The following is an 18392-nucleotide window of genomic DNA, read 5'->3' as shown; positions in this document are numbered from 1 at the left end:
TAGCAAACTGCTGCAACCAGGGCGAGATTTGACCGCTGTATACAGCTTATTATACAAATGTAAAAACGAAATCATGCGGAGCGCACACCATGGCCTATATCGAAACCGAAAATGCCCGGCTTTTCTTTGAGCAGACGGGTCCGGAAGGCGCTCCTGATATCGTCTGGGTGGGTGGCGGCGGCACCAAGGGCCGGGACTGGCAGCGATTCCAGACGCCCCATTTCGACGCGAAATTCCGCTCGACCGTGTTCGACAATCGCGGCATCGGCCTGACCACCAGCCAGGCGCCGATGCCCTGGACCATCGAGGATTTTGCGGCCGACGTGGCCGCGATCATTCGCGGCGCCTGCGGCGGCCGGAAAGTGGCGCTGGTCGGCTCAAGCCTGGGCTCGGCCATCATCCAGCAGGTGATGATCGACTATCCCGCGTTGGTGCGCGTTGCGGTGCTGATGGGCTCAGGCGCCTGGTCGACGGGCTGGGGCTGGGACTACCAGGAAGCGGAGATCGACTTTCGCAAGAAGGGCGGCCGGCTTGACGGCCTGATGAGCGTCACCCATTACGCCGCCATGCTCTATCCGGCACGCGCCCTGGGCGACCGCGAACTCTGGCCCAAGCTGAAGGCGCTCATGCTGGAATGGATGGAGGATGACAGCAACGAGACCTCGCTCATCCCGCAATGGGATGCGAGCCTCCGTTTCGACCAGCGCGAAGCCCTGAAGACCGTCCGCGTCCCCGCCCATGTCTTCGCTTTTGAGGAAGACATCGAAGCCCCGCCCCAGGACGGCGAAGAACTGGCGGCCCTGATCCCGGGCGCGAAGCTGCATCTATTAGCGGGAATGGGGCACGGGTCCTGGTATGGGCATAAGCATGAGGAGATCAATCGGCTGATTGAGCGAGTGGTCACCTAGAACATATTTATGGCTGCTTTTGCAGTACTTCTCTGAAGTGCCGATATGTGGCGTCGTAGGTTGGCGTTGCGACACCGTAGAGCGCGCCGAGTGCTGAAGCATCCCAGTCGGTCAAAATGAGCTTTGGACGTTGGCTGCAACGCACCGATACGCAGATGCCCTGTGGCAAAGATTCAACCCGTCCGCGAAAGCCAGCAGACTCAAGCAATGAGTAAGTGATGCAGTAGTGAGCTATTTCTCGCTTCTCGTTGGGTGGAATGACCAGAATGGCCGCAAGTGCCGAAGACTTGTTGCGGAAGATATAGAGCCCACAGCGATCGTAGACCGAATGCGTTTCGACGTTGAGATCCGGCTCTCGTGACAGCACATTCTGGTACGCCTGCTGGTTCGCCGCGTAGAGAGCTTTCTCGTCCTTTTCGATATCCGCAAATATAACGGCAAGGCGATTGTTGCCTAAGTCCCGTGGATTAAAGACCTGCAACCTCGCGTCGACGGTGAAGGCGAACTTCGCCTTCTTGAAACTGACAAACTTGCTGTAAAGGGAGCCTGGGAACGCGAGGTCGTGCGCCCTTTTCGACAAGGCGGCCATTTCCTCAGCCCCATAACTGATGGCGTCGAGCCGATAGAAGCTGACCGCAAGCTCGGGGGTGGGCAGCAGCAGCGGTGGCGCGCCCCATACCCCCTCTCTGAAGAATGTATCGGCTGGGTCCTCTGCGGTCGCTCGCGAGACTAAGGCCCCGAAAAGCATCAATCCAAGCACCAGGCGTCGAAAGGATCGAAGGGCTGCGCGAACTCTCATCGTTATAGAATGGCCCAACAGCATCAGGGACCGTCAGCTTAGGCGATTGAAGTGTGCTTGCAAGTTGCTACCGCCGCTTGTTTCCCCTCAAAGTGATGTCCGACCTCGATGGTGCCGGGAAACCGGAGGCGCATCTCGGGGGGGGATATCCCAAGCGCATCGCCCAAAAAATAGGCAAAGCGTCGGCAAGTGATGACGTTTTAGGCGACGTTCCGCCGGCGGCGGCTAGATTCTTGTTTTGAATCAATAAATCTTACAATTGGCACGGCGGTTGCTCTCCTGACGCTGCTTTGCAGCAAAATAGTGGTTCAATCAGGAGAGGGCGCATGCGCACCATTGGGGCAATCGGGGCCGAAGCAAACGGGGATTTGCCGGCTCACAAGGCGGGTGAGGCGTTCGGGGCCTCCCGCGCAGCTATTTCGAAGGCTGGTAAGTTTGGTGCTGCCACGCTGGCGGCGCTGCTGATGCCGGTGGCGGCTTTCGCGCAGGATGCGGTGCCGACGGTCGACAAGGGCGATACCGCCTGGATGCTGACCTCCTCGGTCCTCGTCCTCATGATGACGGTGCCGGGCCTGGCGCTGTTCTATGGTGGCCTGGTGCGCAAGAACAACGTGCTGACGGTCCTGGCGCAATCGCTGGCCGCCTGCTGCGTCATCACGCTGGTCTGGTTCGTGGCCGGCTACAGCCTGGCCTTCAGCGGCGACAACCCCTTCATCGGCGATCTATCGAAGGCGTTCCTTGCGGGCGTGGCGCCCGACACGCTGTCGGGCACGATCCCCGAGACGGTCTTCTTCTTCTTCCAGATGACCTTCGCCATCATCACGCCGGCGCTCATCACCGGCGCCTTCGCCGACCGCATGAAGTTCTCGGCGCTGATCCTCTTCTACATCCTGTGGTCGCTCATCGTGTACGCACCGATCTGCCACATGGTCTGGGCGGGTTCGGGCTATTTCTTCAACCTCGGCGCCCTCGACTTTGCCGGCGGCACCGTCGTGCACATGGCCTCGGGCATCTCCGGCCTCGTCATCGCCCTCATGATCGGCAAGCGCCGTGGCCACGGCAAGGTGCCGTTCACGCCGCATAACCTGGTCTATTCGGTGATCGGTGTCGGTCTGCTGTGGGGCGGCTGGTTCGGCTTCAATTCCGGCTCGGCCCTCTCGGCGGGCACCACGGCGGGCATGACCGCCGTCACCACGCAGATCGCTGCGGCCGGTGCCGGCGTCTCCTGGGCCGCGATCGAGTGGCTGGTCCACAAGAAGGCCTCGGTGCTCGGCATCATCTCCGGCATCGTCGCTGGCCTCGTCGGGATTACCCCGGCGGCCGGTTTCGTGACCCCGGGTGGTGCGCTCATCATCGGCCTTGCCACCGGCATCGTGTGCTTCTTCGCCTCGACCACGATCAAGAACAAGCTCGGCTATGACGACGCGCTCGATGCCTTCGGCATCCATGGTGTCGGCGGTACGCTGGGTGCGCTCCTGACCGGCGTCTTTGCCACGGTGGCGATCAAGGGCGGCGATGCCCCGGTCGGTGTCATCGACGGCAATATTGGCCAGCTGTGGATCCAGATCCAGGCCATCGTCGTGACCTTCCTGGTCGCTGGCATCGGCTCGGCCATCATCTACAAGGTCGTCGACCTCATCATCGGCTGCCGCGTGCCCGAGGATGTGGAGCGCGACGGTCTCGATCTCGGCCTGCATGGCGAGGCCGTGCAGTAACCTCAAATCGTTATCCCAGAGCGAAAGCCTACGCCGCCGGGGTTGGGACGCCCCGGCGGCGGTTTCTTTTTGGGGGGTGATTGCTTGCGAAGATCGTGCGGCGGCGCCCCCCACCCCACCCCAACCCCTCCCCCTGAAGGGAGAGGGGCTTTAAGCGAAGCCGTCGGAGCGAACTCGCTGGGAAAACCCTCTCCCTTCAGGGGGAGGGTAGGGTGGGGGCGGAAGCGAAGATTTTTGCCGTCTTGAACCCATGCCCCCCATGCGCCCCGCGCGGGTACTAAAGCGGGTCGCCTTCGGTTAAACAGGAGCCCCGCCGCCCTGTTCTCCAGAGTCGATCATGCTTGCCCGCCACGTCGCCCTGCTGGCCTTCTCCCAGATCCTGTGGGGGGCGAATTTCGCCGTCGTCAAATGGGGCTTGGCCGATTGGCCGCCGCTGTTCTTTGCCGGCCTGCGCATGGTGGCGGTGGCGGCCCTCATCTGCCCCTTTATCGGCCTGCCGAAGAAAAGCGATTTGAAGGCGCTGCTGCCCCTGGGCCTGACGCTGGGGGTCATCCATTTCGGCGCCATCTTCCACGGTATCAACCGGGTCGATGCCGCGACCAGTTCCATCATCATCCAGATCCAGGTGCCGCTCTCGGCGCTGGCCGCCGCCTGGATCTTCGGCGACAAGATCGGCTGGCGCCGCTGGAGCGGCATGGCGCTGGCCTTCGTCGGCATCGTCGTCCTGGTCGGGCGGCCGTCCTTCACCGGCGGCTGGATCGGTACGGGCCTCATGATCCTTGCGGCCGTCTCCTGGGTCGGCTCCAACCTGCTCATCAAGCGGTTGGCGGAGAATATGGATGGCTGGCGCATCAATGCCTGGGTCGGCCTGGTTGCCGGTCCCCTGATGCTGGGCCTGTCCTTCGCGACGGAAAGCGGGCAAATCGAGGCCGTCAGCCAGGCGAGCCTTGCCGGCTGGGCCGCCATGGCCTATCAGGTCCTCATCGTCACCGCCCTCTGTTATGGGATCTGGTACGCGATGATGGGCCGCTATCCGGTCAGCCAGGTCATGCCGTTCACGCTGCTGGAGCCGATCTTCGGCGCCACCACGGCGGTGCTGCTGCTGGGCGAAAGCTGGGACATGCGCCTGGTGCTTGGTGCGCTGCTCACCATGTCGGGACTTGCCATCATCATCCTGCGGCGGCCGCAGGCGGTCGAACAGCCGGTGGGGCCGGGGGCGTGAGGATGTCCGGTCGATTTTCACACACAACGTCATCCCCGGACTTGACCCGGGCATCCACTCTCTTCAGGCGGACAGTGGATCCCCGGGTCAAGCCCGGGGATGACGTGCTGGGATGGTGCTTAGAATCAACACGAGTGAGCATTCAATGAAACCGCAACATCTCGCCCTCATGCTGCTGTGCCAGCTCCTCTGGGGCGTCAATTTTGTTGCGGCCAAGATCGGCCTGCAGCATTTCCAGCCGCTGTTCTTCGTGGCCCTCCGCTTTTCGCTGGTGGCCTTGTTGCTGCTGCCTTTCGTCGGCCTGCCGCGGCGCAAGCTGAAGCAGCTCATTCCACTTTCCATGACCATGGGGGTCATGCATTTCAGCCTGATCTTTACGGGCATGCGCTATCTCGATGCCGCCACCAGTTCGATTGCCGTCCAGCTGCAGGTGCCATTCGCGGCGATCCTCGCGGCATTCTTCTTCAAGGAGAAGCTGGGCTGGCGGCGCATCACCGGCATGCTGGTGGCCTTTGCCGGCGTGGTGCTGATCGCCGGCGAGCCGCGCTTCGTCGGCAATCTGTGGCCGCTGCTCTCGGTGATCGGCGCCGCCCTGGTCTGGGCCACGGCCAATGTGCAGGTGAAGGCGCTGGGCGACGAATTCGATGCCGTGCAGCTCAATGGCTATATCGCCATCCTCGCGGCGCCGCAGCTGCTCATCGTGTCTTACCTGCTCGAAGGCAATCAATGGCCCTCGGTCGTCGACGTGCATTGGATGGGCTGGGCCGCCTTGCTGTTCCAATCCGTCGTCGTCGCGATCTTCAGCTATTGGATCTGGTACAACATGATGCGGCGGTATCCGGTCAATCAGGTGATGCCCTTTACCCTGCTGCTGCCGATGATCGGCGTCTATTCCGGCCATCTCTTCCTTGACGAGGTCGTCACCTGGCAGATGCTGCTGGGTGGCTTGGCGACGCTCGCCGGTGTCGCTATCGTCGTCATCCGCCGCCCAGCCGTGGTGGCGCCATCGACCAAGACAGGCATCTGAGCTGGCCTATGATCGACGCCCCATCCCCCAATCACGATGATCGCGGCGGCCATCCGGTCGATATCCTGCTGATGCATTATACCGGGATGCAGAGTGGGCCTGAGGCGCTGGCGCGGCTGCGCGACCGCGACGCCAAGGTCAGCGCGCATTACGTGGTGGAGGAAGACGGCCGCATCTTCCACCTGGTGCCGGAAGAACGCCGCGCTTGGCATGCGGGCGTATCCACCTGGCAAGGGGCCAATAACATCAACCAGCGCTCCATCGGTATCGAGATCGTCAATCCCGGCCACGAATTCGGCTACCGGCCCTTTCCGGCCGTGCAAATGCAGGCGGTGAAGGAATTGTCGCTGGGCATCATCGCGCGCCATGCCATCCCCGCTTCCCGCGTCATCGGTCACAGCGATGTGGCGCCTAAGCGCAAGGAAGATCCGGGCGAGTTCTTCGACTGGCAGGGTCTTGCCACTGCCGGCGTCGGTGTCTGGCCGCGCGCCAAGGCACCCGATTGGAGCGACGGCGCCTTCTTCACCCATCTCGAGCGCTATGGCTATGACATCGGCGACGAGGCGGCGGCCGCCCGGGCTTTCTGCCGCCATTTCCGGCCGACGCATATCGCCGATGTGCCGGATGCCGAGATGATGGCGCTCCTCAACGGCCTGCTGATCGGAGACATTTGATGCCGACACCGCGTCCCAGTGTTTCACCCGGTGATCCGGTCGCGGCCATCGAGACGCCGGCGCTGATCGTCGATCTTGACGCGTTCGAGGCCAATCTCACGGCCATGGCCGACTATGCCAAGGCCAAGGGTGTTCGGGTGCGGGCCCATGCCAAGACGCATAAATGCGCCGAAATCGCCAAGCGCCAAATGGCCTTGGGTGCCGTCGGCGTGTGTTGCCAGAAGGTGAGCGAAGCCATCGCCTTGGTTGCAGGCGGCGTCACCGATGTGCTGGTCAGCAATGAAGTGCTGCACCCGGCCAAGCTCGCGCGCCTTGCGGCCCTGAGCGGAGAGGCGCGCATCGGCATCTGCGTCGACAGCGATCTGGGGCTCGACCGGCTGCTGGTGGCGGCGGCCGGTGCGGCGGCGCCGATCGATGCCTATGTCGAACTGGAAGTGGGCGGCAATCGTTGTGGCGTCACCTCGACGGCCGATGGCCTCGCCTTGGCACGGCGTATCGCCGCCAGCAATGTGCTGCGCTTTGGCGGCATCCACGCTTATCACGGCGGCGCCCAGCATCTGCGCACACCGGATGCTCGCAAGGCCGCGATCGATGTCGCCATTGCCCGGTCGGCGGAACTCGCTGCGGCGCTTGTGCGGGACGGCATCGAGGTGCCGGTGGTGACAGGCGGCGGCACCGGCACCTTCATCAACGAAGCCGGCAGCGGCGTCTATAACGAGATCCAGCCCGGCTCCTACATCTTCATGGACCGCGACTATGCCGACAACGCGGCCGATCCGTCGGCCCCGCGCTTTCGTCACAGCCTGTTCGTGCTGACCTCGGTCATGAGCCGGCGGGCCGATTTTGCGGTGATCGATGCGGGGTTGAAGGCGCATTCGATCGACAGCGGCTTTCCGGCGGTGGCCGGGCGGCCCGATCTCGCCTTCGATAATCCCTCGGACGAGCACGGCATCATCCGCGGCAGCGATCTGCCGGCGCTGGGCGACACTTTGCGTCTCATTCCCGGTCATTGCGACCCGACGGTCAATCTTTATGACTGGATTGTCGCCGTGCGCGGCGAGAAGGTGGCGGAGATATGGGCGGTGGAGGCGCGCGGCGCGGTAACGTGATGCGCGTCACTGCGCCGAGGTTGAACCTTTGGCACTCTGGCAAAATAGTGATTCCGCGCCATTAAACAGGGGACACCTGATGCGCCATCATCTCGCCACCACGCTTGCCGTCCTTAGCCTGCCGTTTGCTGCAAGCCTTGCCGAGGCCAAGGGCCCGGTGCCGGAAGGCACCAAGGCCACCATCCACATCACGATGAGCGTCAAGGAAAAGACCAAATCCGAATGGTCGAGCACCGCCATAGACCGCGTCTTGAAGGCACAATGCCTGATGGTGGCCGGCCCGGCGATGAATGTGGGCATGGCAGGCCCGACCGCCCAACAGCAGGCGGCGATCGCCCAGTCGCAGGTCAATGCCCAGGCCTTCCAGCAGAATTACGCCGACGAAACCATGATGCAGAACGCGCAGGCGATCTTCGACAAATGCGGCGAGGACGAGGCCTGTGTCACGGCCGAAGTCATGAAGATGTCGCAGACGCCGGAGGCCCAGGCGATGGCCGGCAAGCAGGCGCAAGCCAAGAAGGACATGGCCGGTCTCACCCCGGATCTCGGGCCGCTGCGCTATCAGAGCTGGTCGGCGCAAAGCTGCAGCGGCGAGATGCGTGTGAACGACACCTATGTCACCAGCGACCCGGGCGGCGAGGGTGGTGACGGCGCCTATACCGACACCACCACGGTGAAGGGGACCAGTCCCATCGACCCGCAGGCCCTGACCCTGATCGCGGAGACCGACACGGTCGGCAATACCACGACCTACCAATTGGGCACCGCCGTCCAAGGCACGTTCCAGGGCCAGAGCTCGATGAAGGGGGCCGTCCCAGCCAAGGTCAGTCTGCTGGCCAGTACCGCTTTGCCGCCACAAATCGGCCCCTTGAAAGGCGTTCTGGGCAAGCAGTCGACCACTGTTTCGGGCGATTCCGGCAGCATCAAGCTGTCGTTCCAAGGCAAATAACGCCCTTAAAACGGCATCGTTGCATTTTGCCGCGGGGGCCTGCACAAGGGGGTATTCCATACCCAATTCCCCCGCGGACAAAATGACGACAGCCAAACTCGATCCGGCTCAAATTCTGGCCGATGCGACCATTCCGGAACTGCCCCATCATTATCGCGGCAAGGTGCGCGACAATTATGACCTGCCCGATGGGCGGCGCATCATCATTGCCAGCGACCGTCTCTCGGCCTTCGACCGGATCCTCGCCAGCATTCCCTTCAAGGGCCAGGTCCTCACACAGACCGCGCGCTATTGGTTCGAGGCGACCAAGGACATCTGCCCCAATCACGTGCTCGACTATCCCGACCCCAATGTGGTGATCGGCCAGCGCGTCACCATCCTGCCGGTCGAGATCGTGGTGCGCGGCTATCTTGCCGGCACGACGGGGACGTCGATCCTCACCCAATACAAAAAGGGTGTGCGGACCATGTACGGCTTCACCTTCCCCGATGGGATGAAGGACAACGAGAAGCTTCCCACACCGATCATCACGCCGACCTCGAAGGCCGAGATCGGTGCCCATGACGAGCCGCTGACGCCAGACGAGATCGTGGCGAAGAAACTGCTCTCGGCCGAGCAATGGGCGACCCTCTCCAAATATGCCTTGGCGTTGTTCGCGCGCGGTCAGGACATGGCGGCAAAGAACGGCCTCATTCTGGTCGACACGAAATACGAGTTCGGGGTCGACAAGGCGGGCAAGATCATCCTGGCCGACGAGATTCACACGCCGGACAGCAGCCGCTATTGGGTGGCGGCGAGCTATGCCGAACGTTTTGCCAAGGGCGACAAGCCGGAGAGCTTTGACAAGGATTTCGTGCGCAATTGGGTGGCGGCGCGCTGCGACCCTTACAAGGACGATGTCCCTGAGATCCCGGCCGACCTCATCCTCGAGACCTCGGCCGTCTATATCCGGGCCTATGAGATGATCACGGGCCGCACGTTCGAAAGGCCGGTCGCCGGTGAAAAGATCATCGACCGCGTCCGGCGCAATCTGGCGCCGTTTTTCGCGAAAGCTTGACTCCAGCAGGCCAACAGCCTACGTCCACCCGCAGCCAGATGGCCGGATGGCCGCTCTTGCCCCAGCGATGGGACGAGGGAGGAAAGTCCGGGCTCCACGGAAAAACGGTGCCGGATAACGTCCGGCGGGCGTCAAGCCTAGGGACAGTGCCACAGAGAAGAGACCGCCTCGCCCTCGGGCGCGGCAAGGGTGAAACGGTGCGGTAAGAGCGCACCGCGCGACCGGCAACGGAAGCGGCACGGCAAACCCCACCGGGAGCAAGACCAGATAGGAGGACGCGTCTGAGCCAACCAGGAAACTGGGGCAACTCGGACAGGTGCTTTTCCGCATCGATCCTCGGGTAGGTCGCGCGAGGCGTCCGGTAACGGGCGTCCCAGATGAATGGCCATCCAGGGGCCGAACGCGCGTGAGTGATGGTGGCAACACCATATCGTGCGCGGCTGCGGCCCCGGACAGAACCCGGCTTACAGGCCGTCTGGCGCTTTTGCTTCTGTCCGTGAGCCGCTATGGGCGCACGGACAGGGCATGCGTGTCCTTGATGGAATCAAGGGCGATGGTGGTGAAGGTGCGGGTCACCTTCAGCTTGGCCTTCAGTTCGTCGGAGATGAAACGCTCAAGTTCTGCCGTCGTGCGCACGCGCACCTTGAGCAGGTAATTCCACTCGCCCGCCAGATGATGGCATTCCTGGATTTCGGCGTACTCGCCGATCGCTGCGGTGAAAGTGGGAATCGCCTCCGATCTGTCGATGAGAACGTTGACGAAGGCGAGGAGATGGAGACCGAGTGCCGCCGGGTCGATCGTGGCAGCCCAGCTGGTGATGGTCTTGTCGGCGACCAGGCGGCGGATGCGGTCATTGACCGCCGAGACGGAGAGGCCGATCTGGCGGCCGATTTCCGCATGGGACCAATCGCCATGGCGTTGCACCAATTCGAGGATCGCCAGATCCTTGGCATCCAGTTCATTTCTCGTCGACGGCACCGGCGGCTCCTTTGTCCTCTACTTTCGGTTTCATACAGACAATGGTCCCACGCAGCTGGGACCTGGGTCGACCGTCAGGCTCAACATGCCGGGCCGCGCTGAAAAGGGCCACCCCAATCCTATCTGCTCCCTGGCGGCAGATCAGTGAACCTTGCCGGCGTTCACTTCGGCACCACTCCAGCGGCGACCGCTTCGCGCAAGAAACGGGCCTGCGGGTCGCCCAATGCGTCGGCGCGGTCGAGATAGGCGAGGGCCGTATCGACATTCTGCGCCATGCCGTGGCCGCGGACGGCCATCACGCCCAGCATCATGGCAGAGCTTCGGCAAATCTCTCTTGCTCCAACAGGCGTGACGCATCCCCCTTGCCAGGTGTCGCCGACGCAGCCTCTTCCGGCGCCATGTTTTGTTTCTCCAGAACCTGCGGGCGCCCCCCTAGGAGGAACCAGAGGGCGGCACAGATGCCGATGCCAAGGGCGACCTTGCCCCAGTTGGCGATGCTGGCTGCCGATCTCCGGGACCGGTCGAGGCGGCTCAATTTGCGGCGCCAGGGATCCATGCCACCAAGGCCTTCAGTCGGCACTTTTGAAGCTGGTTTTTGACCGGGCGCGCCAGGACGATCGTCCGGGCAGGGCCTGCAGCCGCACGCAGTCGATATGATTTTCGTCCAACAGGAATCGCAATACGCGCCGTTTCGGCCAGCATCGATCTTTCCTCGGCGTTACACACCCGGCGGCAGTGCCGCGCACGCTTGCTCGAATCCTTTCACGGACTTATCACCCCTGCGGAGCCGTCAACATTAGGGAACGAATGGGAACATTATGCAAACAAAAAGCGTTTCCGGGGGAAGTGCCTGATATAGCTCGTTAACTTTCCTTATCAGGGGTGCCCGCCAAGCCCTTGTTAACATTCATATCGGGATTCTGCCGAAATGGGGAAAATCGGAAAAATCCAATATTTTCCATAGCTTTACAGCTCATTCCCATTGACGCCCATGTCATCCCATGATATCCCATTGCCAATAGGAGATTTCCCACGACCGACCGGCAAAGCCGGGCCGGACGTGCGGGGACCTGAGTGACTGGCCGGTCACGCGCGCAAATTGGCCTAAAGGGGTTACTGGCGTCCGATGGCTCTGTTCATCGACACATTCGTCAACCGGATCGACAAGAAGGGCCGTGTCTCGGTCCCGGCGACGTTTCGTGCTGCCCTCACGGGTCAGAACTTCAACGGCATCGTCGCGCTGCCGGGTTTCCGCTACGACGCCCTGCAATGCGCCGGCATCGACTGGATGCAGAAGCTCGTTGAGAAGATGGGCAGCGTCGATCTCTTCTCCGACGCCCATGACGACCTCTCCATCACATTGTTTTCGGAAGCCAAGCAGCTCGCCTTCGATGGCGAGGGGCGCATCGTTCTGCCCGAGGGCCTGATCGCCCACGCCAAGCTCGTCGACGAAGCAGCCTTCGTCGGCCGTGGCGAGATCTTCGAGATCTGGCAGCCGGCGGCGCTTGAGGCGCATCGTGCCGAGGCCCGTCGTCGCGCGCTCGAGAAGGGCATGACGCTCAAGAATGGCGGCGGTGCGCAATGAGCGGCCAGCGTCATCAACCGGTGCTGCTGGCTGAAGTAGTCGCAGCCCTTGGCGCCGACAATTTGGGTCCGCAGGACGGCGCCATCTATGTCGATGGTACGTTTGGTGCGGGTGGTTACTCCCGTGCCATCCTGCAGGCCGCCAATTGCACGGTCTTCGCGATCGACCGCGACCCCAATGCCATTGCCGGTGCCGGCGATCTGGTGAAGGAATTCGCCGGGCGCCTGCATGTGATCCAGGGCCGCTTCGGCGACATGGTCGAGCTGCTGAAGGATCGCGGTATCAGCGCGGTCCAGGGTGTGACGCTCGATCTCGGCGTGTCCTCGATGCAGCTCGATGAGGCCGAGCGCGGTTTCTCGTTCCGCTTCGACGGCCCCTTGGACATGCGCATGGAGCAGGCGGGCGAAAGTGCCGCCGATATCGTCAATTCCATGGCCGAACGGCCGCTGGCGGACCTCATCTTCACCTTCGGTGAGGAGAAAAAGGCGCGCCGGGTGGCCAAGGCCATTGTTGCCGCCCGCGCATTGGCCCCGATCACCACGACAGCTGGCCTTGCTGAAATCGTGCGCCGGGCCGTTGGGCCCAGCGGCCCGGACCGGATCGACCCTGCCACCCGCACCTTTCAGGCCCTGCGCATCGCCGTCAATGATGAACTGGGCGAAATCGACCGTGGCCTCGATGCCGCCGAAATGCTGCTGGCGCCTGGTGGGCGTATGGCGATCGTCTCGTTCCATTCGCTGGAAGACCGCCGGGTGAAGCACTTCATGCGCGAGCGTGCCGGGCGCAACCCGAAGGGCTCGCGCCATCTGCCCGATATTGCCGAGACGCCGGCGACGCTGCGCCTTGTTTCCGCGCAAGGAATCACGCCGTCGGATGCCGAGATCGCCGCCAATCCGCGCGCGCGCTCGTCGCGCCTGCGTGTTGCCGAGAAGCTGGGCGAGGTGGCGGCATGATCCGCATCGGCACCATCGTCTGGTTTGTGGTCCTGGCGCTGCTGGGCGTGGGCCTCTTCCAGGTTAAGTACGCTGTGCAGGCGAAGGAGCGCGAGCTCAGGAAGGTCAACCGCCAGATCGCCGCCGATCGCGACGCCATGCGCGTGCTCGAGGCCGAGTGGAGCTATCTCAACGACCCGGTCCGCCTGGCCGACCTCACCCGTCGCCACACGGATCTGACACCCGTGATGGCGAGCCAGATTGCCACCTTCGACAGCCTGGCGCCGCGCCCGGCCGATGCGCCGGAAGCAGCGCCCGCCCTGCCGCCGATCGCCGCGGCCCCGCAGGCCGATGTGGTGGCAACACCGGTTGCCGCGAAGTCGATCGAACCCGCGCCGGCTGCCGAAAATGACCCGGTCTTCAGCACCTCGTCGGCAAAGGCCGCCGAACCTGCTGCGGCGGAGGAAGACGACGCCACCATCCGCGCCATCCTCCAGGACATGCAATCCAACCAGGGCACCGATGCGCAGCCCGAAGCCGGCAAGGGCAAGACCGAACCCGCCAATGAAACAGGTGTCGAATGATCCGGCGCCTGCGCAGCGGGACCCCGCAGCCGAGCTATAAGGCGCAGCGCGCCCAGCCGGTCATCAATCCGATTGCCCTGCAGCCGGAACCGGATGGCCTGCAGCGCAAGGCACTGGAAGTCAGCCACACCCGCCTCATGCTGGGCCTCGGCCTCTTTACCGTGGCCTTCGTCGTCATCGCGGCGCGCCTCGCCATGGTCACCCTGATGCCGGGCGAGCATGACACGATGCGTGTCGCCGTGGCGCCCAGCGCCGACCGTGCCGATATCCTCGATCGCAACGGCGTCGTGCTGGCGACCTCGCTCACCACCGCCTCGCTCTATGCCAATCCGCACCAGATCCGGAACCCGGACGAGGTCGCCGTGCAATTGGCCGAGGTGCTGGCCGACCTTCCCGAGGCGTCGACGGCAGCCAAGCTCGCGGCCGACAAAAGCTTCATCTGGCTGAAGCGGAACCTGACGCCGAAGCAGCAGCAGGCGGTCAACCGCCTCGGCATTCCCGGCCTCTATTTCCAGTATGAGACCAAGCGCGTCTATCCGCAGGGGAACCTGACCGCCCATGTGGTCGGCTTCACCGATGTCGATTCACGTGGTCTTGCAGGTGTCGAGCGCTCGTTCGACGACGTGCTGGCCGGCGGGCAGCGGCCGCTCACACTCTCGATCGATGTGCGTATCCAGCACATCCTGCATGAAGAGATCAGCCGCGCCATGACGGACTTCACCGCCATCGGCGGTGCCGGCATGGTGATGGATATCCAGACCGGCGAGCTGCTCGCCATGGTCTCGCTGCCCGATTTCGACCCGGCCCGCGCCGGCGAGGCGACGGCGGATGCGCGCTTCAACCGTGCGACGCTCGGCACCTACGAAATGGGCTCGACCTTCAAGCTGTTCAACACGGCGATCGGCCTCGATACCGGCACCACGACGCTGGCCGGCGGCTATGACGCGACCCATGCCATCAAGATCGGCCGCTTCTCGATCGATGACTATCATGGCAAGCATCGCTGGCTCAGCATCCCCGAGATCTTCACCTATTCCTCCAATATCGGTTCGGCCAAGCTTGCCGACGCGTTCGGGGCGGAAGTGCAGCGCACCTATCTGCAGCGCTTGGGCATGCTGGTGAAATCGCCGGTGGAACTCGCCGAAGTGGGCGAGCCGCAATATCCGAAGAACAATTGGAAGCGCATCAACACCATGACCATCTCCTATGGCCATGGCATTTCGGTGGCACCGATCCAGGTGCTGCCGGCCGTTGCAGCGATCGCCAATGGCGGCATCATGCGTGCCCCGACCTTGCTGAAGCGCGAGAGCCACGAAGTGGCGACCGGCACCAGGATCATTTCCGAACAGACCTCGGCCCAGATGCGCCAGTTGATGCGCCTCGTCGTCCAGGTCGGCACCGGCAAGAAGGCCAATGCCCCGGGCTACTTGGTGGGCGGCAAGACCGGCACCGCCGACAAGCAGGTCGGCAAGGGCTACAGCGACAACGCCCGCATGGCGGCCTTCGTCGCCGCCTTCCCCATGAGCGCGCCACGCTATGCGGTGGTGGTCCTGGTCGATGAACCCAAGCCCAACGCGCATTCTTACGGTTATGCGACGGCGGGCTGGGTGGCGGCACCGGTGGTGGGCGCCCTGGTTCAGCGCATGGCGCCCTTGATGGGCATCTCGCCCATTCCGGATGATTCACCCGTGGCGCAGAACCCGTTGGTTGCGATGGTCGCCGATTACGATTCGGCCGCCTCAAAAAAGGCAAAATCGAAAGTCATTCAGGTCTCCGCGCCGACAAAAGAGTCGCCTGCCGCCGATTCGGATAACGATGATGCGGCGCCGGTCTTCAAGGCCAAGCCGTTCGGCGCCACCCCTGTATCGGCAACCAGCAATGACATGACGACTCCGCCGGCGCCGGAGGCGCCTTTGGAGACGGAAGGACTGCCCCTTGCTGTTGAATGATCTCATCGGCGGCCATGCCCGCATCGTGCAGGCCGGTTCGGATGGCATGACCATCTCGGGCCTGGCGCTCGATTCGCGCAGCGTTGCCACCGGCAACCTCTTTGCAGCCCTGCCCGGCGCCAAGGTCGATGGCCTAAGCTTCGTGCCGGCGGCGATTGCTGCCGGCGCCGTGGCCATCCTGGTCGGAACCGGCCAGCGTCCGCCGGTGCCGGCCAATGTGGCACTCATCGAAGCCCAGCATCCGCGTCTCGCTTTGGCCAAGATCGCGGCACGTTTTTATGGCCGGCAGCCCAAGAACATCGTGGCTGTCACCGGGACCAGCGGCAAGACCTCGACCACAGTCTTTGCCCGGCAGCTGTGGTCGCTGCTGGGGCACCGGGCGGCCAGCCTCGGCACCATCGGCCTCATCGGTCCGGACGTGCATTATCCCGAATCGCTGACCACGCCGGACCCCTTGAAGCTGCACCAGCTCCTCGCCGAACTCGCCGAGAAGAACATCGACCATCTGGCGATGGAGGCCTCCAGCCACGGGCTCGATCAGTTCCGGCTGGACGGGGTCGAGGTGTCGGCGGCGGCCTTCACCAATCTGACGCGCGACCATCTCGACTATCACCTGACGATGGACGCCTATCTCACGGCCAAGCTGCGCCTCTTTGCCGAACTGCTGCCGGCGGGCGGGGCGGCGGTCATCAATGCCGATATCGCCGAGAGCGAGAAGATTCTCAGTCTCGCCAAGGCGCGCCATCACCGCGTCATCACCTTCGGCCGCAAGTCGGGCGACCTCAGGATCCTCAACCAGCAGCCGCTCGCCACCGGCCAGCAATTGTCGCTTTCGGTCTTTGGCGAGCGCTATGACGTGACCTTCTCGGTCGCCGGCCTCTTCCAGGCGGAGAACCTCCTGGCGGCAATGGGCCTCGTCATCGGCGAGGGCGAGGAGCCGCGCATGGTCCTGCGCATGGTCGACCGCCTGACCGGTGTCCATGGCCGCATCGAGCGTGTCGCAACCACGCCCTCGGGTGCCGCGGTCTATGTCGATTACGCGCACAAGCCCGCTGGCCTTGACGCCGTGCTGTCCACCCTGCGCCCGCACACGACCGGCCGCCTGGTCGTCGTCTTTGGCTGCGGCGGCGATCGCGACAAGGGCAAGCGTCCGGAAATGGGTGCGCTGGCCACGCGGCTTGCCGACCGGGTGATCGTCACCGACGACAACCCCCGCTCGGAAGACCCGGCCCAGATCCGCCGTGAAATACTGGCTGCAGCGCCTGGCGCCATCGAGATCGGCGACCGTGCCGCTGCGATCCGTGCCGCCATGCAGGATTTGAAGAACGGCGATCTTCTGGTCATCGCCGGCAAAGGCCACGAGACCTATCAGATCGTCGGCGACAAGAAGTTCGATTTCGACGACAGCGAAGTGGCGCGTGGGTGCGCCGCCGAACTATCCAAGGGGGCCGCATGAGCGAGATCCTCTGGACGGCAGCGGAAGTGGCGGCGGCCGTGAAGGGCCAGGCGCTGGCTGATTTTTCGGCAACCGGCGTCTCCATCGACACGCGCAAGATCGCCAAGGGCGATCTGTTCGTGGCGCTGCAGGGACCGAATTTCGACGGCCACAATTATATCGCCGCGGCCTTGAAGGCGGGTGCTGCGGGCGTCATCGCGCACCGCCTGCCCGATGACGTCGCCAAGGACGCGCCCTTCGTGCTGGCGCAGGATACGCTGCAGGCGCTGCGGGATCTCGGTGCCGCCGCGCGCAACCGCTCGCAGGCGAAGTTCGTTGCCGTCACCGGCAGCGTCGGCAAGACCTCGACCAAGGAAGCGCTGAAGACGGTGCTGTCCACGCAGGGGAAGACCTTCGCCTCGGAGGGCAATCTCAACAATCATTGGGGGGCGCCCCTCTCGCTCGCCCGCATGCCGCGCGATACCGAAATCGGCATTTTCGAACTTGGCATGAACCACGCCGACGAAATCCGTCCCTTGGCGAAGATGGTGCGCCCGCATGCCGCCATCATCACCACGGTCGAAGCGGTCCATATTGAGTTCTTCGATTCTGTGGCCGGCATCGCCGACGCCAAGGCCGAGATTATGGAAGGGTTGGAGCCCGGCGGCACCGCGATCCTGCCCAGGGACAACGAGCATTTCGCCCGCCTGGCGGCACGCGCGAAGGTATTGGGTATCCAGCATATCGTCGGTTTCGGCGCCGATGCTTTGAGCGATGTGCGCCTCATTTCCTGCGTGACCAAGCCGGACGGCAACGAAGCCGTGGCCGACGTCTTCGGCGCGCGGATCGAATTTGCGACCGGCCTTGCCGGACGGCATCAGGCGATCAACGCGCTCTCGGTTCTTGCCGCGGTCCAGGCGATCGGTTGCGACGTGGCACAGGCCGCCCGTGACCTCAGCGCCGCCAAGGCGCTCAAGGGTCGCGGCTATCGCGAGACGATCACCCTTGCGAACGGTGGCTTCACGCTGATCGACGAATCCTACAATGCCAGCCCCGCCGCCATGCGCGCGGCCTTTGCCGTGCTTTCCGGCCTGCCGATTGCGGACGCTGGGCGCCGCATCGCCATCCTGGGCGACATGCGCGAACTGGGCAAGGAAGGTCCCGCCCTGCATCGCGGACTGAAGGACGATCTCATCGCGGCTGGCATCGATGCCGCCTATCTGGTCGGCCCGCTGATGGCCGAGCTCTTTGCGCTGCTGCCGGAAGAGATCCGCGGCGCACACACACCGGATTCGGTGGCGATGGCGAGCATGGCATCCAAGGGCATCCGCGCCAATGACATCGTGCTGGTGAAGGGATCGCTGGGGACGCGCATGGCGCCGATCGTCGAAGCCATCCGCGACATGGACATCAATGCTGCCGCACGGCCGAAAGCCGCCAACGGCAACTCAAGGGGATAACAAGGGGAA

Annotated in this window: 17 protein-coding genes and 1 other RNA gene; 15 read left to right on the top strand and 3 right to left on the bottom strand. The window is 63.6% G+C overall.

Annotation, left to right across the window (positions count from 1 at the left end):
* Nucleotides 1-89: 89 nt before the first annotated feature.
* Nucleotides 90-908 (top strand): alpha/beta fold hydrolase, encoded by an 819-nt coding sequence (locus SMD31_RS04430; RefSeq protein ID WP_320499516.1) that lies wholly within the window; start codon nucleotides 90-92, stop codon nucleotides 906-908.
* Between the two features lie 7 nt (nucleotides 909-915).
* On the opposite strand, the gene SMD31_RS04425 is transcribed toward SMD31_RS04430, so the two are convergent.
* The gene (locus SMD31_RS04425) at nucleotides 916-1656 is read right to left on the bottom strand and encodes a hypothetical protein (RefSeq protein WP_320499515.1); all 741 of its coding nucleotides are present in this window, start codon (nucleotides 1654-1656) and stop codon (nucleotides 916-918) included.
* A gap of 515 nt (nucleotides 1657-2171) precedes the next feature.
* Between SMD31_RS04425 and SMD31_RS04420 the strand changes: the two genes are divergently transcribed.
* The 8 genes from SMD31_RS04420 (at nucleotide 2172) to rnpB (ending at nucleotide 9943) form a co-directional block, all read left to right on the top strand.
* Entirely contained in the window at nucleotides 2172-3422 is a 1251-nt protein-coding gene (locus SMD31_RS04420) for an ammonium transporter (protein ID WP_456077532.1), read from the top strand.
* A 337-nt stretch (nucleotides 3423-3759) separates the two neighbouring features.
* Nucleotides 3760-4644: a DMT family transporter gene (locus SMD31_RS04415; protein WP_320499513.1), complete on the top strand. Its 885-nt coding sequence runs from the start codon at nucleotides 3760-3762 to the stop codon at nucleotides 4642-4644.
* Between the two features lie 145 nt (nucleotides 4645-4789).
* Nucleotides 4790-5671: a DMT family transporter gene (locus SMD31_RS04410; RefSeq protein WP_320499512.1), complete on the top strand. Its 882-nt coding sequence runs from the start codon at nucleotides 4790-4792 to the stop codon at nucleotides 5669-5671.
* 8 nt (nucleotides 5672-5679) lie between these two features.
* Nucleotides 5680-6345 (top strand): N-acetylmuramoyl-L-alanine amidase, encoded by a 666-nt coding sequence (locus SMD31_RS04405; RefSeq protein ID WP_320499511.1) that lies wholly within the window; start codon nucleotides 5680-5682, stop codon nucleotides 6343-6345.
* Nucleotides 6345-7454 (top strand): DSD1 family PLP-dependent enzyme, encoded by a 1110-nt coding sequence (locus SMD31_RS04400; protein WP_320499510.1) that lies wholly within the window; start codon nucleotides 6345-6347, stop codon nucleotides 7452-7454. Before SMD31_RS04405 ends, SMD31_RS04400 begins: the two co-directional genes overlap by 1 nt.
* A 79-nt stretch (nucleotides 7455-7533) precedes the next feature.
* The gene (locus tag SMD31_RS04395; protein ID WP_320499509.1) at nucleotides 7534-8403 is read left to right on the top strand and encodes a hypothetical protein; all 870 of its coding nucleotides are present in this window, start codon (nucleotides 7534-7536) and stop codon (nucleotides 8401-8403) included.
* Nucleotides 8404-8485: 82 nt separating this feature from the next.
* Nucleotides 8486-9460: a phosphoribosylaminoimidazolesuccinocarboxamide synthase gene (locus tag SMD31_RS04390; RefSeq protein ID WP_320499508.1), complete on the top strand. Its 975-nt coding sequence runs from the start codon at nucleotides 8486-8488 to the stop codon at nucleotides 9458-9460.
* A gap of 34 nt (nucleotides 9461-9494) precedes the next feature.
* Nucleotides 9495-9943: RNase P RNA component class A (gene rnpB / locus SMD31_RS04385), an RNA gene on the top strand.
* A gap of 21 nt (nucleotides 9944-9964) precedes the next feature.
* On the opposite strand, the gene SMD31_RS04380 is transcribed toward rnpB, so the two are convergent.
* Nucleotides 9965-10438 carry an Lrp/AsnC family transcriptional regulator gene (locus SMD31_RS04380; protein WP_320499507.1) on the bottom strand — a complete coding sequence of 158 codons (474 nt, stop codon included), beginning with the start codon at nucleotides 10436-10438 and terminating at the stop codon, nucleotides 9965-9967.
* 161 nt (nucleotides 10439-10599) lie between these two features.
* Nucleotides 10600-10749 (bottom strand): hypothetical protein, encoded by a 150-nt coding sequence (locus SMD31_RS04375; protein WP_320499506.1) that lies wholly within the window; start codon nucleotides 10747-10749, stop codon nucleotides 10600-10602.
* Between the two features lie 815 nt (nucleotides 10750-11564).
* Between SMD31_RS04375 and SMD31_RS04370 the strand changes: the two genes are divergently transcribed.
* From SMD31_RS04370 to SMD31_RS04345, 6 genes are read left to right on the top strand one after another with little or no spacing between them, the layout of a single operon-like run.
* Nucleotides 11565-12023 (top strand): division/cell wall cluster transcriptional repressor MraZ, encoded by a 459-nt coding sequence (locus SMD31_RS04370; RefSeq protein ID WP_320499505.1) that lies wholly within the window; start codon nucleotides 11565-11567, stop codon nucleotides 12021-12023.
* On the top strand, nucleotides 12020-12976 hold the full coding sequence (gene rsmH, locus SMD31_RS04365; RefSeq protein ID WP_320499504.1) for a 16S rRNA (cytosine(1402)-N(4))-methyltransferase RsmH: 957 nt from the start codon (nucleotides 12020-12022) through the stop codon (nucleotides 12974-12976). The genes SMD31_RS04370 and rsmH overlap by 4 nt, the downstream gene beginning before the upstream one ends.
* Nucleotides 12973-13539: a cell division protein FtsL gene (gene ftsL / locus SMD31_RS04360; protein ID WP_320499503.1), complete on the top strand. Its 567-nt coding sequence runs from the start codon at nucleotides 12973-12975 to the stop codon at nucleotides 13537-13539. Before rsmH ends, ftsL begins: the two co-directional genes overlap by 4 nt.
* A complete protein-coding gene (locus SMD31_RS04355) occupies nucleotides 13536-15488 on the top strand; it encodes a peptidoglycan D,D-transpeptidase FtsI family protein (RefSeq protein ID WP_320499502.1) in 1953 nt (650 codons plus the stop codon). Before ftsL ends, SMD31_RS04355 begins: the two co-directional genes overlap by 4 nt.
* Nucleotides 15475-16944: a UDP-N-acetylmuramoyl-L-alanyl-D-glutamate--2,6-diaminopimelate ligase gene (locus SMD31_RS04350; RefSeq protein WP_320499501.1), complete on the top strand. Its 1470-nt coding sequence runs from the start codon at nucleotides 15475-15477 to the stop codon at nucleotides 16942-16944. The genes SMD31_RS04355 and SMD31_RS04350 overlap by 14 nt, the downstream gene beginning before the upstream one ends.
* On the top strand, nucleotides 16941-18383 hold the full coding sequence (locus SMD31_RS04345; RefSeq protein WP_320499500.1) for a UDP-N-acetylmuramoylalanyl-D-glutamyl-2,6-diaminopimelate--D-alanyl-D-alanine ligase: 1443 nt from the start codon (nucleotides 16941-16943) through the stop codon (nucleotides 18381-18383). The genes SMD31_RS04350 and SMD31_RS04345 overlap by 4 nt, the downstream gene beginning before the upstream one ends.
* The last annotated feature ends 9 nt before the right edge of the window (nucleotides 18384-18392 follow it).

The sequence above is a fragment of the Dongia rigui genome (assembly GCF_034044635.1).
Taxonomy (GTDB): domain Bacteria; phylum Pseudomonadota; class Alphaproteobacteria; order Dongiales; family Dongiaceae; genus Dongia; species Dongia rigui.
This window is presented reverse-complemented; position numbering and strand designations above follow the sequence as displayed.

Bases quoted from the DNA above. Each gene is read 5' to 3' on its own strand.
- SMD31_RS04430 (WP_320499516.1), top strand. From the start codon at position 90: ATGGCCTATATCGAAACCGAAAATGCCCGGCTTTTCTTTGAGCAGACG.
- SMD31_RS04425 (WP_320499515.1), bottom strand. From the start codon at position 1,656: ATGCTTTTCGGGGCCTTAGTCTCGCGAGCGACCGCAGAGGACCCAGCC.
- SMD31_RS04420 (WP_456077532.1), top strand. From the start codon at position 2,172: ATGCCGGTGGCGGCTTTCGCGCAGGATGCGGTGCCGACGGTCGACAAG.
- SMD31_RS04415 (WP_320499513.1), top strand. From the start codon at position 3,760: ATGCTTGCCCGCCACGTCGCCCTGCTGGCCTTCTCCCAGATCCTGTGG.
- SMD31_RS04410 (WP_320499512.1), top strand. From the start codon at position 4,790: ATGAAACCGCAACATCTCGCCCTCATGCTGCTGTGCCAGCTCCTCTGG.
- SMD31_RS04405 (WP_320499511.1), top strand. From the start codon at position 5,680: ATGATCGACGCCCCATCCCCCAATCACGATGATCGCGGCGGCCATCCG.
- SMD31_RS04400 (WP_320499510.1), top strand. From the start codon at position 6,345: ATGCCGACACCGCGTCCCAGTGTTTCACCCGGTGATCCGGTCGCGGCC.
- SMD31_RS04395 (WP_320499509.1), top strand. From the start codon at position 7,534: ATGCGCCATCATCTCGCCACCACGCTTGCCGTCCTTAGCCTGCCGTTT.
- SMD31_RS04390 (WP_320499508.1), top strand. From the start codon at position 8,486: ATGACGACAGCCAAACTCGATCCGGCTCAAATTCTGGCCGATGCGACC.
- SMD31_RS04375 (WP_320499506.1), bottom strand. From the start codon at position 10,749: ATGATGCTGGGCGTGATGGCCGTCCGCGGCCACGGCATGGCGCAGAAT.
- SMD31_RS04370 (WP_320499505.1), top strand. From the start codon at position 11,565: ATGGCTCTGTTCATCGACACATTCGTCAACCGGATCGACAAGAAGGGC.
- rsmH (WP_320499504.1), top strand. From the start codon at position 12,020: ATGAGCGGCCAGCGTCATCAACCGGTGCTGCTGGCTGAAGTAGTCGCA.
- ftsL (WP_320499503.1), top strand. From the start codon at position 12,973: ATGATCCGCATCGGCACCATCGTCTGGTTTGTGGTCCTGGCGCTGCTG.
- SMD31_RS04355 (WP_320499502.1), top strand. From the start codon at position 13,536: ATGATCCGGCGCCTGCGCAGCGGGACCCCGCAGCCGAGCTATAAGGCG.
- SMD31_RS04345 (WP_320499500.1), top strand. From the start codon at position 16,941: ATGAGCGAGATCCTCTGGACGGCAGCGGAAGTGGCGGCGGCCGTGAAG.